Source organism: Stutzerimonas stutzeri, from assembly GCF_009789555.1.
GTDB classification, from domain to species: domain Bacteria; phylum Pseudomonadota; class Gammaproteobacteria; order Pseudomonadales; family Pseudomonadaceae; genus Stutzerimonas; species Stutzerimonas stutzeri_R.
On the sequence record NZ_CP046902.1, the window covers coordinates 969,668 to 982,580 of the forward strand.

Below are 12,913 nucleotides of genomic sequence, written 5' to 3' on the forward strand. Positions count from 1 at the left end.
GGGGTGTGCCTGCGTGACAGCCATGCCGAACAGCGAAGCCACGGGCCAGGCGAGTATCGAGGCCATATACCGCAATGAATCGCGGCGGGTGCTGGCGACTCTCATTCGCCTGCTGGGTGATTTCGATCTGGCCGAGGAGGCGTTGCATGACGCCTTTTTCGCTGCGCTGCAGCAATGGCCGCGTGACGGCATACCGGCCAATCCGCGCGCCTGGCTGGTTTCGGCCGGGCGCTTCAAAGCCATCGACGGGTTGCGCCGGCGGGCACGCTTCAATGCCTCGCTGAACCTGCTGGCCGATCAACTGGACAGCCACGATGAGCCGGACTGGGACCACGACACGCTGGAGGACGACCGCCTGCGGCTGGTCTTTACCTGCTGTCACCCCGCGTTGCCGTCCGATGCGCAGGTGGCGCTCACCCTGCGCGAAGTGTGCGATCTGAAGACCGAGGAAATAGCCCGCGCCTTTCTCGCATCGCCGAGCACCATCGCCCAGCGCATCGTACGGGCCAAGCAGAAGATCCGAGAGGCGGGCATTCCCTACCGCGTGCCCTCGCGTGACGAATTGCCGGCGCGCCTGGATAACGTGCTGCGAGTCATCTATCTGGTATTCAACGAGGGCTATTCAGCCTCCAGCGGCGCCGAGCTGACCCGCGCTACGCTGAGCGCCGAGGCGATCCGGCTGGGCCGTCTGCTGCTCGATCTGCTACCGGACCCGGAATTGATGGGGCTGCTGGCACTGATGCTACTCCATGACTCGCGCCGGGCGGCGCGCACCGATGGCGCGGGCCAGCTGGTACGGCTCGATGAGCAGGATCGCAGCCTCTGGGACCGCGCGCAGATCGAGGAAGGTTCGGCGTGGGTGCAGCGTGCCCTGGCGTCGCGGCGTTTCGGTCCCTATACCTTGCAGGCCGCGATCGTCGCCGTGCATGCCGAGGCGCCCAGCGCGGCGCAGACCGACTGGGCGCAGATCGTCGGCCTCTACGACGTATTGCTGCGGGTCAGCCCTTCACCGGTCATCGAACTGAACCGCGCGGTCGCGGTTGCCATGCGTGACGGTCCGGAGGCCGGCCTGCTGCTGATCGACGACCTGTTGGCGCGAGGGCAACTGCACGATTACCACTTGCTGCACTCGGCCCGTGCCGATTTCTGCCGCCGCCTCGGTCGCCTGGACGAAGCGCGAGCGGCCTACCACAGCGCCCTGCAACTGGCACAGCTGGAGCCAGAACGGCGCTTCCTGCAGCAACGGCTGGATGAGCTGGAGCCCGAAAAACCGCGATAGCCAACCACGGGTCGGTGATGCGCGCCGCGACCGCCTGGCAAACGCATCTCGGGCCTATTTTGTGGGAGGCGCGCCCCGCGGCGAACAGGCTGGGTCGCGCACACTCGGGAGCTTCAGCCAATGCCTGCCGGCTGCCGCAGTCGCAAAACTTCACCCCGAAAGAGGGATGCGCGGCTGGGCCATCCAAACGCATCGCCCCGAGGGCGGGCCTCCCACACAGCGGTGGGCTGATCGCAGAGGCACACGGTGATGCGCGCCGCGACCGTCCTGGCAAACGCCTCCGGTAACCTGTATCGGCCTTTTTTTGTGGGAGGCGCGCCCCGCGGCGAACAGGGCTGGGGCGCGTACGCTCGGGAACTACGCCGATGGGCTGCCGGCTGCCGCAGTTCGCAAACTTCACCCCGAAAGAGGGACGCCCGGCTGGGCCATCCAAACGCATCGCCCCGAGGGCGGGCCTCCCACACAGCGGTGGGGCTGATCGCAGAGGCGCACCGTGATGCGCGCCGCGACCGCCTTGGCAAACGCATCCGGTGACCTGTATCGGCCTTTTTTTTGTGGGAGGCGCGCCCCGCGGCGAACAGGGCTGGAGCCGCTGCGCCGCTCAGCCGTCGTGGCTGCCTGATGGCAGGTAGTCGCTGCGGCTCAATCCGTGGCGCTGCATTTTCTCGTTGAGGGTGCGGCGCGGCAGCTGAAGCTGATTCATCACCTCGGTGATATTGCCTTTGTGCTGCTGCAGCGCGCTGTGCAGGCACTGCGACTCGAAGGCTTCCATCTGTTCGGCCAGCGAGGTGCCGGGCCTCGCGCTGGTGGTGATGCCGGTGGGTGGCGGTGTCAGCCCCAGGGCATGGCGTTCGGCGGCATTGATCAGTTCGCGCACATTGCCTGGCCAGTCGTGGCTGAGCAATTGCGCAAGCTCTGCCGGGCTGGCGGGTGCCGGGTCACGGCCATGGCGTTGCGCGGCCTGGCTGGCGAAATGCTCGAACAGCAGCGGAATGTCTTCGCGTCGGTCGCGCAGCGGGGGGATGTGCAGTTCGGCGACGTTGAGGCGGTACAGCAGGTCTTCGCGGAATCGCCCGCCGCGCACTTCTTCGAGCAGGTCCGGCTTGGCGGCGCTGATGACCCGCAGGTCGACCTCGATGCTGCGGTTGGAGCCAAGCCGCTCCAGGGTTTTTTCCTGCAACACGCGCAGCAGCTTGACCTGCTGGGCCAGCGGCATGCTTTCGATCTCGTCGAGGAACAGGGTGCCGCCGTGGGCATGCTCGATGCGGCCGATGCGCTTGCCCTGCGCGCCGGTGAAGGCGCCGCTTTCGTGCCCGAACAGCTCGCTTTCGAAGATGGTTTCAGGAATGGCCGCGCAATTGAGCGCCACGAACGGGTTGCGTGCTCGGGGACTGAAGTCGTGCAGGCAACGGGCGACCTGCTCCTTGCCGCTGCCGGTGTCGCCGCGGATCAGGACGTTGACGTTGGTGCCGGCCAGTTCCAGTACCTGGCGACGAAGGTTTTCCATGGTGCGCGAGACGCCGAGCAGCATCGACTCGATACGCCCCTTGCGGGTGAACTGCTCGCGCAGCTGACGGTTCTCGCAGACCAGCCGGCGCTTGTCCTGCGCGCGACGCACGCTGTCGAGCAGGCGCTCCGGCGTGAAGGGTTTTTCGATGAAGTCATAGGCGCCTTGGCGCAGCGCCTGCACGGCCATGGGCACGTCGCCATGGCCGGTCACCATGATCACCGGCAGCTCGGGGTCCAGCGCCACCAGTCGCTCCAGCAGGCCGAGGCCGTCGAGGTCGGGCATGCGCACGTCGCTGATCAGTACGCCGGGGAAGTCCCGGTTGATCGATGCCAGCGCCTGCTGAGCGCTGGCGCAGGTGCGCACCGTGAAGCCGGACAGCTCCAGCCACTGCTGCACTGCCTGGCGTATCGCCGCTTCGTCGTCGATGAAGATGACCTGACCGCTCATGTCCCACTCCTCCTGCGAGTCGCCAGTCTACTAGGCGAGCGTCTGTTCGGCTGCCGGCAGATGCAGTACGAAAACCGCGCCGAGCGCATCGTTGTGCACGTCCAGATTACCGCCAAGATCGCGCACGATGCCGTAGGACACGGCGAGTCCCAAGCCCAGCCCCCGGCCGACCGGCTTGGTGGTGAAGAAGGGCTCGAACACCTGATCCAGATGCTCGCTGGCAACGCCGCCGCCGCTGTCGGCGACACTCAGCGTCCAGCCATCGCGGTCACGCGTGCAGTCGATGCGCAGCTGACGGACCTCGCTTTCGTGCATGGCATCGAGTGCATTGGTCAGCAGGTTGATCAGGACCTGTTCCAGGCGAATGGCGTCCCCGTTGACCCAGGCGTCGGCGGGCACCTGGCGCAGCACCTCGACCTCGTCGCCGCGAATGCGCGGACCGAGCAACTGCAGCGCTTGGTCCAGCACCTCGGCCAGACTCAACCGCTGGCGAAGGCCGGCAGGGCTTTTGCGGGCGAACGTCTTCAGATGGCCGGTCAGCGCGGCCATGCGCTCGAGCAGGCCCTCGACCTGGGAGAGACCTTCTCGCACGGCCTCGGTGCGACCGTTGTCGAGCAGTAACCGCTGGCTGGCCAGCTGCATGCGCAGGGCCGTCAGCGGCTGGTTGATTTCATGGGCGAGCGCGGCGGACATCTGCCCCAGCGCGGCCATGCGCGCAGCGTGCACCAGCTCGTCCTGGGCGGTGTGCAGTTCACGGGTACGAGCCTCCACGAGCCGCTCCAGCTCGCTGCGGCTGCGCTGCTCGACGCGGCGCGTCTTGCGTCGCTGGGCCAGGTAGAGCAGCAGGAACGCCAGGGTCATCCAGACACCGGCGGCGGCCAGACGATAGCTGCGCACATTGGCGGCAATCAGCTGCGGCTCCTGCAACAGATGCAGCGTCCAGTTTTCTTCGGGCAATTGCAGGCGCTGCCAGAGGTAGTTGCGACGCCCGTCGGGGCCATCCACCTGGCGCCGCTCGCTGTCCTCCGCGATCCGCTGCAGGCTGTGGCTCGACAGCGGTTGCAGGTTCTGCTCGGCGTAGCGGCGCGCGGCGACCAGTTGATTGCGCACCGTCTCGCTGAGCGGACGCAGGTAGCGGAAACGCCAGGCGGGACGGTTGGTGAGGATGACGATGTCCAGCGAGTCGGCCACCAGCAGGATGCCCGACTGCCCGACCCAGTCGCGTTGCATGTCTTCGAGTTCGAGCTTGACCACCAGCACGCCGACCACCTCGCCGTCGCCATTCTTCACCGAACTGGACAGGAAATAGCCGGGGATGCCGGTGGTCACCCCGACCGCGAAATAGCGGCCGGAGTCGTTCGCCAACGCATCAAGAAAGTAAGGGCGGAAAGAGTAGTTGTTGCCGACGAAGCTGGTCCATTCGCGCCAATTGCTCGCCGCAAGGGTCTCGCCGTTGCGATCGAGCAGGTAGAGCACGGATGAACCTGCCGCCTGGTTCTGCTGCTCCAACCGCTGGTTCAACTGTTCGCGCAGCGCCTGGTCGTCGGGATTGCCGAGCAGCCCGAGGATGTCACTGTCCAGGGCCAGCAAGGCCGGCACCGAACGGAAGCGTTCGACCTGGGTATGGATCGCCTGCGCGTACAACTCCAGTTGCCCCCGTGCTTCCTGGCTGCGTTCGGCCCAGGCGCGGCGCTCGGCGAGCTGGCCGGCCCAGTGAATGCTCAGCAACAGCCCGAGGAGGATCAGCAGGACGATGAGAATGACGCGCAAGCGGCTGGAAAGAACAGGCATGACGGGCTCGCTGTGGGGACCCTGCATAGTAAGCCAAAGCGCGGGTGCGGTGTTTTGCCACGTCGTGGGGCATCCGGGAGGTCGCGGGTCGCGACGCCGGGTCGATTTGAGTATCCTTGTCGCCCTTTCGACGGCGCAGGTCCGTCGAAGCCTCGACAGAGATGATCAAATTCCATGACCTGGCTGCCTGGTCCGCCATAGCGCAACGCCCCCTTCGCCTGATCGTGACCGCCTGTCATGGGAGCGGTCGCGGTCTGCCGTGCGCCGCGCATCGTGCGCGAGTTTGCACCCATACTCGAACGTGAAAACAGGTCTCGCTTCAGCCTGCCCACCTCAACGCAGCCTGGCGGCGGTGCCTTTGCTCTGGATGGTCCGATGCTCCACTCGATCAAACAAAACTGGTTCTACAACCTGCGCGGCGACGTGCTGTCCGGGCTCGTCGTCGCCCTGGCCCTGATCCCCGAGGCGATCGCCTTTTCGATCATCGCCGGGGTCGATCCGCGGGTCGGCCTGTACGCCTCCTTCTGCATCGCGGTGGTAATCGCCTTTGTGGGCGGTCGCCCAGGCATGATCTCGGCGGCGACCGGCGCCATGGCACTTCTGATGGTGACGCTGGTTCGCGACCATGGCTTGCAATACCTGCTGGCGGCGACCCTGCTGTGCGGCGTGTTGCAGATCGGCGCCGGCTACCTGCGGCTTGGTTCGCTGATGCGGTTCGTCTCGCGCTCGGTGGTCACCGGCTTCGTCAACGCACTGGCGATTCTCATCTTCATGGCGCAGTTGCCTGAGCTGACCGACGTCACCTGGCATGTCTACGCGATGACCGCCGCGGGCCTGGGCATCATCTACCTGTTTCCCTATGTGCCGAGGATCGGACGGATCATTCCGTCGCCGCTGGTGTGCATCCTCAGCCTTACCGCCGTGGCGATGTACCTGGGCCTGGACATCCGCACCGTCGGCGACATGGGCGACCTGCCCGATACGCTGCCGGTCTTCCTCTGGCCGCAGGTGCCGCTGACCTTCGAAACCCTGGCGATCATCTTCCCGTATTCCGCCGCGCTGGCGGTGGTGGGGCTGCTGGAATCACTGATGACCGCCACCATCGTCGACGAACTCACCGACACCGGCAGCGACAAGAACCGCGAGTGCAAGGGCCAGGGCGTCGCCAACATCGTCTCCGGCCTGTTCGGTGGCATGGCGGGCTGCGCGATGATCGGCCAGTCGGTGATCAATGTGAAATCGGGTGGCCGTACCCGTCTGTCGACCCTGATAGCCGGTGTGGTGCTGTTGCTGCTGGTCGTGTTTCTCAGCGACTGGGTCAGCCGGATACCCATGGCGGCGCTGGTGGCGGTGATGATCATGGTGTCCATCGGCACCTTCAGCTGGGATTCGCTGCGCAACCTCCGGCGCTACCCGCTCTCGACCAACATCGTCATGGTGGTGACCGTGACCGTCGTCGTACTGACCCACAACCTCGCGTATGGTGTGCTGGCTGGCGTGCTGCTGGCCGCGATGTTCTTTGCCAACAAGGTCGGGCATTACCTGCACATCGATTCGCAGCTGGACAGCGACGGCAACCAGCGCACCTATCGGGTGGTGGGGCAGGTCTTCTTCAGTTCCTCGGACAAGTTCAGCGCCGCCTTCGACTTCAAGGAAGCCATCGCCCGGATTACCATCGACCTCAGCCACGCGCATCTCTGGGACATCACGGCGGTCTCCGCGCTGGACAAGGTGGTGCTCAAGTTCCGCCGCGAGGGCACCGTAGTCCAGGTGCTGGGCCTGAACGAAGCCAGCGCGACGATTGTCGACCGCTTCGGGGTGCACGATAAACCCGATGGCACCGACTCGCTCATGAGCCATTGATCAGGAGGACGGATATGAACCACGTAATGGCTTGCATCGACGGTTCCCCTTCGGCGGCGGCCGTCTGCGATTGCGCCGCCTGGGCCAGCCAGCGGCTCGATGCCCCGTTGACCCTGCTGCACGTACTCGATCAGCAGCAGTACCCGGCGACCGGCAATCTCAGCGGCATCATCGGCCTCGGCAGTCGCGAGTATTTGCTGGAGGAGCTGGCCGCGCTGGACGAGAAGCGCAGCAAGCTGGCGCTCGAAGAAGGCCGGATGATGCTCGATGCCGCGCGGCAGCGGGTCATCACCGCGGGCGTGGCGCAGCCGGACGTGCGCCAGCGCCATGGCGATCTGGTGGAAGTCGTGCGTGAGCTGGAGGCGGACATTCGCCTGCTGGTGCTCGGCAAGCAGGGCGAGGACAGCGGCACCGACCTTCACCTGATCGGCAGCCAGCTGGAAAGCGTGATTCGCACGCTGCACCGGCCCATCCTGGTCACACCGGCGAGTTTCAGCGCGCCGACACGGATCATGCTGGCCTTCGACGGCAGCGCCACCACCCGCAAGGGCGTCGAGATGATCGCCTCCAGCCCACTGCTCAGAGGCGTTCCCGTACATCTGGTGATGGTCGGCGATGACAGCGCAGACAGCCGCGCACTGCTCGACTCGGCACGCGACACCCTGACGGCCGCCGGTTTCGACGCGCAGACCGCGATCCGTTCCGGCGAAGTGGAGGCCACCCTGCACGCCTACCAGGCCGAGCAGGGCATCGACCTGCTGGTCATGGGCGCTTACGGGCACTCGCGGATTCGCCAATTTCTGGTCGGCAGCACCACCACCAGCATGATTCGCTCGGCCACCACACCGCTGCTGTTGCTGCGCTGAATGACGCCCGACCCGCAGGGTCATGGCTCGGCGGCGCGAGGCGGCTCCGGACCCGTCTCAGGCCGCTAGCGGTAGATGTCGGCCCGTGACCAGGGCAATTCGTGGGCGCCATCGGGCAGCGGCTTGCTCGCCAGAATCTGGTGCAGGTTGATCCAGTTACGGCGAAAGCCATAGGCGCAGCCCGCCAGATAAACCCGCCAGATACGCAACGCCCGCTCCGGGATCAGTTGCTGGGCCACATCCAGATTCGCCTCCAGGCGCTCACTCCAGAATTGCAGCGTGCGCGCGTAATGCAGGCGCAGGCTTTCCACGTCGACGATCTCCAGCCCCGATTCGCTGATGCAGGCGCCGATCTTCACCAGATGCGGCAGTTCACCATGGGGAAAGACATAACGGTCGATGAACTCGCCCGCGCCATGCGCCACCGGCCGGCCATCGATATACCGCGACGTGATGCCATGGTTGAGCACCAACCCGCCGGGCCGCACCACATCCGACAGCTGTTGGCAGTACAGCGGCAGATTCGCATGCCCGACGTGCTCGAACATACCGACACTGACCACTTTGTCGAACTGGCCGTCCCTGGGCAGATCGCGATAATCCATAAGCTCCAGCCGGACCCGGTCTTGCAGCCCCTCGGCGGCGACACGCTCGCGCCCCAGCTTCAGCTGCTCGGCGCTCAGCGTGATGCCGAACACTTCGGCGCCATATTCACGCGCCGCGAAACGCGCCAGCCCACCCCAGCCGCAGCCGACATCGAGCAGGCGATCGCCGGGTTTCAACCGTAGCTTGCGGCACAGATGTCGCAACTTCGCCTGCTGGGCCTCGTCCAGGTCCTCCGTTCCGGTCTCGAAATACGCGCAGGAATAAACCATGTCGCGGTCGAGCCACAGCTGATAGAAGTCATTGGACAGGTCGTAGTGATAGGAAATCGCCTCGGCGTCGGTGGCCTTGTCATGCGCCTGGCGAACCGGCAGCGCCGAATGCGCCTCACCCAGCGCACGGGTGATCTCGTCACCGATACGGATCACCTCTTCAAGCGGGCCGTGCAGATCGACCTTGCCCTCGACATAAGCGCCGCCCAGCAAGGCAAGGCTGGGGTGGGCCAACTGCGGAATCAGACCGGGGTCCCTGATCTCCAGCGTCACGCTGGGCGAGGGCCCGATGTCGATGGCCTTGCCGTCCCATAGCTTGAGGCGCAACGGCAATTCCAGATCTCGCAGGGCTGGAAGCAAGGTGGCCAACATGCTCGTTTCTCCTTCGTCACGCATGCTGGAAAGGCTAGACCAAGAATTCGCGTTTGCAGACCGCGAAAGATAGTTTTTCCCTATCGGCCTGATCAGCTGGGATCAACGCTCAAACAACGGCCTACCTGTCCGCCAGCCGCCAACGGCTGCGCCCCCGCTGGGCAGGGTTCGTAGACAGAAAGGTTATCGAAACGGGTGACGAATAATGGCGGAAGGCAGTGGGAGTCGAACCCACCCGGGAACGGCTGCCGCCCCCAACCGGGTTTGAAGCCCGGCCGCACCACCGGGTGCGATTGCCTTCCTTATTGATCTACAAGGAGTTTTGTATATTGCTGATGCTCTGACAGGGGAGCGTTGAAGAAGTGTCGAAATTCTGCCAGACCGCAATCCATACACGCCGAGTAGCGTAACGCATTGCCGTGGCGGGTGACGATGGTCACCAAATTTTTCGGGCGGTTTTGCGGTGGTTGATTGCTTCCATGTCCCTATCGCTTGCTGCACTATGTCGCTGTTTAAATCTGCCCCTACGTAACATTGCTCCTGTAATTCACGCGCTTGCGACTCCCTGGCGACTGAGTCGACTCGGAATATACACACGGAAGCGCTGATTACGACGAGGCCAACCGAAACATGCCCAGTCAGAGCGCGGGATAGCGATCACAACGGAAGTGACTAGGCGCTGGTACGCCCGAACGACATGGAAAGGACGAAATGAAGGCTGATTGCAACGACGCCCCGGAGTACATCACAAGGCGGCCACGCAAAAGCCGCAGGCTAGCGAAGCTGATCCCCGGCCTGATCGGCACGATTATCACGCTAGTAGTTCTACAGATGGCGGGCTCAGCATTCCTAAAGGGAACCGTGCAGGGCATTGCCGAAAAGCGCATTCAACCCAAGCCTGCTCCCGTGGCAGAGATCACGCGGGCAGAGCCTGCAGCGACCAAGGATTGGGACAGGCTCGTAGAGGAAGTGGCCGCGAGCGGCGCAACGCCTCAGCCGCAATCACCTCAACCCCTAGCGGTTACGACTGAGTCGCCGTCCAAGCGAACCGTATTCAACGATAAGAACTATAAGGCTCGCGGTGCGGATAACGTACTAAGTTTTCAAGAGCCGCCTCAGCCCATCGAGCGTAAAAAAACAACAGGTAACAAGGAAGTTATTGTCGTTGGGCAAAAGCGAAGCATGAAGGATCAGGCGTGCTGGCCATATAAAGACGGTAGTATCGAAGAGCGCAATTGCAGGGCAAGGGTTGGTCTGAACTATCGAGATTAACTGTAAGTCAACCTAAGGGTGGCGAGTTGGACGGTAAAGAGAAGCGAAGAAGTTATTTTGATGAGCCAGAGGCGAGCCGGGAATTTCATAGCTCATTTTATAAGTTCCTAGACGCGCTGTATAAGCGCTCTGTTGGGCAATATATTCCGTCGCAAAACTTGCAGTCCCTTAAACACGGTGGCGAATTTTCTCATCCCGGTGCGCCCCAGGCTTTCATAAGTGGAATGCGTGAGCACAGAACTGAATTCTCTATAAAGCATCAACAGATCATAGATAATGACCTTTCAGTAATTCCGAAAGCAATCGAATCGGTTTTGGATCAAATGCGTAAGTCATTTGCCCAAACAATGTATTCAACAATAAGCGATTCGTGCGAGCTTTCAGGGAATGTTGTGGATGCGAAGGCCGAGGGCTCGGCATCAGCGGCTTTTTTAAAAATGCTAGAGACAATCGAGTTTACGGCAGATAAAGATGGAAATGTAAGTCTTCCTCAGATTCACATGGGGCCGGAGGCATTTGAAACTTTTACCGCGCAAATGAAAGAAATGCCGCCGGATATGGAAGCCAGAATTGAGGCAATTAAAGCTGAAAAAATAAAGAAGGCTCAAGAGGCGGAGGAAAGCAGAAAGGCTCGGTTTTTGAGATATGGAGATTCAGAGTGAGAGTCTTGATTGCGATAGGGTGTGACGCTTACCAGCATGTCGGCCCACTAAACGGCGCAGAAAGAGATGCCAGAAGAATGTTCGAGTGCCTAGTTCGGGAAGAGGTAGGCGATTACGATATGGCCTCTTCAAGGTTGCTCCTATCTCCTACAATAAACGAGGTTAGAGAGTGCATCCAAGAGACTTTGCTTTCGGCACCGAATGTAGAAGCATTCACTTTTTTCTTTGCTGGACATGGTCATGTGTCGTCCAGCAGTTTCTATATGTTAGTGAAAGATTCTCGCTGTGGCTCCCTTTCGATGTCCGCGTTATCTCTAGCAGACCTTTTCAAGTGCCTCAATGAAGCGAGGCCTAACCAGACAAATATTATTATTGATGCCTGCGAAAGTGGCGGGCTAATAACTGATTTGAGTATGCTTCTTAAGCCGGAGCTTCTCGGCGACGCAGGCACGCCATCAGTAACTCTAGTTGCAACTGCAGGCAAAGATCAAACGGCCGGTGAGACTCCAAGCGGGGGATTCGGAACAAGCGCAATATTAGACTGTATCGAAGGCAAAGATTTTATTCAGGACAGTAATAGTGCATTAGATTTGGTAGAAATAGGTCGGCGCATTTCTGTGCACCTCGCAAAATTTGACCAAAACCCGATCGTATGGGGATTGAATTTATATGGTCCTCCTAGTTTCTGCAGAAATCCAAGATATGGAAGTGATTCAACTGCGCCGTTAAGGAGCTTGATTCAAGAGTGGCCATCGGCTAATGAAGAGTCTGCAGGCTTAACCCAAAAAAATCTGTGGTCTTTATATAATGCACTGCACACGGAATGGGAGCCAGAAAAATTTAGCTCAGCTACTAAAGAGTTGCTTGAGTCATGTAAACAAGATTCGGCTGTATTAAGTGGTTTGATTTATCGCCTTGCCACGACATTCTCAGTTAGGGCTCAAGAATCAGATGACATGTATAGGCCCTGTCAGGTATCTGCTGCTCTCGCATCCTGCCTAATTCCCTATACATCTGATGCAGAGATTGCTCAGCGCACACAGGATTTGATGGATCAGTGTTGCGCCGCGATAATGAAAGCAACGGAATCCCTGTTTGAGGAATTGCAAATTAGCAAGTACGCGATTCTTTCGCCCAGCGGAATTGGGATGTCCGAGTTATATTACCTTCCAGTCAGGATTTCAAAAATATTGGGCTGGTCGGCAGCTTCGACGTTAATCAGCGCAAACGATGAACAGAATAGTCAGGCGAAGGATCAGTTCACAAGATTGCTGCAATTTGTGCTTGAAAATTACCCTAACAGTGTTTTGGCAATCAACGACGTACAGGCGCCATATTGGGGTTTAGTTATCGCAAGGGCTGTAAGCCTAGGCCTAATGGATGAAGCGGAACTGCTCGCGAGCTTGTTATTTATGTCGATAACGGATTGCGCGGGGAAATTATGCCGATGTGACTTATCAGCTGATAAAGTGCTTAATTATTTGCTCTTTAGAAGCAATCCGCAGCAAGAAGGTTTTGATGATCTAATTGAGCGACCAATTGAGCTGCTCACCGTCCTTCTAAAAGTCGCCCCCGCTCTAAAATTAAACGAAACATTTGACGAGTCGCTTTGGAAGCTCGATGGGGTTTCATTCCTAGCCTACTTGCCAAGTAACTACAAAAGCTTTGGCGATAGAGTAATGCACGGCGGGAATAATTACGTATGGGCGATCGGCTATGATGTATTTAGGGTTGACGATTTAGAACGTTACTGGCCAAGTTCGGCCGGAGCTCCTCAATCCTTGATTGATGCACGGTTAGCCATCATCTCGTCGTTGCTATTCCCAGATAGGGTCGCTTGGTTTTGTATCGATGCACTGCTCGGAAAAGGTTCCAGTAGCCCGGCAAACGAGCTGGCTAAGTAGTGTCGATAAAGTGTCGAAGCTGATAGCTTGATTAGGCCATTAAAGGCCGAAATCGATCCCTGCTTTTCACCT

The 12,913-nt window shown here is 60.6% G+C and carries 9 protein-coding genes and 1 tRNA gene; 6 read left to right on the forward strand and 4 right to left on the reverse strand.

Annotation, left to right across the window (positions count from 1 at the left end; all coding sequences use genetic code 11):
- Positions 1–22 precede the first annotated feature (22 nt).
- The gene (locus tag GQA94_RS04480) at positions 23–1,279 is read left to right on the forward strand and encodes an RNA polymerase sigma factor (RefSeq protein WP_158186946.1); all 1,257 of its coding nucleotides are present in this window, start codon (positions 23–25) and stop codon (positions 1,277–1,279) included.
- A 601-nt stretch (positions 1,280–1,880) separates the two neighbouring features.
- On the opposite strand, the gene GQA94_RS04485 is transcribed toward GQA94_RS04480, so the two are convergent.
- Both GQA94_RS04485 and GQA94_RS04490 read right to left on the reverse strand, forming a co-directional pair.
- Positions 1,881–3,236 carry a sigma-54-dependent transcriptional regulator gene (locus GQA94_RS04485; protein WP_158186947.1) on the reverse strand — a complete coding sequence of 452 codons (1,356 nt, stop codon included), beginning with the start codon at positions 3,234–3,236 and terminating at the stop codon, positions 1,881–1,883.
- A gap of 30 nt (positions 3,237–3,266) precedes the next feature.
- The gene (locus GQA94_RS04490; RefSeq protein ID WP_158186948.1) at positions 3,267–5,027 is read right to left on the reverse strand and encodes a sensor histidine kinase; all 1,761 of its coding nucleotides are present in this window, start codon (positions 5,025–5,027) and stop codon (positions 3,267–3,269) included.
- Between the two features lie 375 nt (positions 5,028–5,402).
- On the opposite strand from GQA94_RS04490, the gene GQA94_RS04495 reads away from it, so the two are divergent.
- Complete coding sequence (locus GQA94_RS04495) at positions 5,403–6,890, forward strand: SulP family inorganic anion transporter (RefSeq protein WP_158186949.1); 1,488 nt, start codon at positions 5,403–5,405, stop codon at positions 6,888–6,890.
- A gap of 14 nt (positions 6,891–6,904) precedes the next feature.
- On the forward strand, positions 6,905–7,756 hold the full coding sequence (locus GQA94_RS04500) for a universal stress protein (protein ID WP_158186950.1): 852 nt from the start codon (positions 6,905–6,907) through the stop codon (positions 7,754–7,756).
- 65 nt (positions 7,757–7,821) lie between these two features.
- Here GQA94_RS04500 and cfaB read toward each other — a convergent pair whose 3' ends face one another.
- Both cfaB and GQA94_RS04510 read right to left on the reverse strand, forming a co-directional pair.
- A complete protein-coding gene (gene cfaB / locus GQA94_RS04505; protein WP_158186951.1) occupies positions 7,822–9,003 on the reverse strand; it encodes a C17 cyclopropane fatty acid synthase CfaB in 1,182 nt (393 codons plus the stop codon).
- Between the two features lie 206 nt (positions 9,004–9,209).
- Positions 9,210–9,305: transfer RNA gene (locus tag GQA94_RS04510), tRNA-Sec, on the reverse strand.
- A gap of 409 nt (positions 9,306–9,714) precedes the next feature.
- Between GQA94_RS04510 and GQA94_RS04515 the strand changes: the two genes are divergently transcribed.
- Genes GQA94_RS04515 through GQA94_RS04525 form a run of 3 tightly spaced genes read left to right on the forward strand, consistent with a single transcriptional unit; the run spans position 9,715 to position 12,841 of the window.
- Positions 9,715–10,275 (forward strand): hypothetical protein, encoded by a 561-nt coding sequence (locus GQA94_RS04515; RefSeq protein ID WP_158186952.1) that lies wholly within the window; start codon positions 9,715–9,717, stop codon positions 10,273–10,275.
- Positions 10,239–10,937: a hypothetical protein gene (locus tag GQA94_RS04520; protein ID WP_158186953.1), complete on the forward strand. Its 699-nt coding sequence runs from the start codon at positions 10,239–10,241 to the stop codon at positions 10,935–10,937. The genes GQA94_RS04515 and GQA94_RS04520 overlap by 37 nt, the downstream gene beginning before the upstream one ends.
- Positions 10,934–12,841 (forward strand): caspase family protein, encoded by a 1,908-nt coding sequence (locus GQA94_RS04525; protein ID WP_158186954.1) that lies wholly within the window; start codon positions 10,934–10,936, stop codon positions 12,839–12,841. The genes GQA94_RS04520 and GQA94_RS04525 overlap by 4 nt, the downstream gene beginning before the upstream one ends.
- The last annotated feature ends 72 nt before the right edge of the window (positions 12,842–12,913 follow it).

What these genes read in the sequence shown, in the direction of transcription:
- GQA94_RS04485 (WP_158186947.1), bottom strand. Translation starts at nt 3,236, where the DNA reads ATGAGCGGTCAGGTCATCTTCATCGACGACGAAGCGGCGATACGCCAG.
- GQA94_RS04480 (WP_158186946.1), top strand. Translation starts at nt 23, where the DNA reads ATGCCGAACAGCGAAGCCACGGGCCAGGCGAGTATCGAGGCCATATAC.
- cfaB (WP_158186951.1), bottom strand. Translation starts at nt 9,003, where the DNA reads ATGTTGGCCACCTTGCTTCCAGCCCTGCGAGATCTGGAATTGCCGTTG.
- GQA94_RS04515 (WP_158186952.1), top strand. Translation starts at nt 9,715, where the DNA reads ATGAAGGCTGATTGCAACGACGCCCCGGAGTACATCACAAGGCGGCCA.
- GQA94_RS04500 (WP_158186950.1), top strand. Translation starts at nt 6,905, where the DNA reads ATGAACCACGTAATGGCTTGCATCGACGGTTCCCCTTCGGCGGCGGCC.
- GQA94_RS04490 (WP_158186948.1), bottom strand. Translation starts at nt 5,027, where the DNA reads ATGCCTGTTCTTTCCAGCCGCTTGCGCGTCATTCTCATCGTCCTGCTG.
- GQA94_RS04495 (WP_158186949.1), top strand. Translation starts at nt 5,403, where the DNA reads ATGCTCCACTCGATCAAACAAAACTGGTTCTACAACCTGCGCGGCGAC.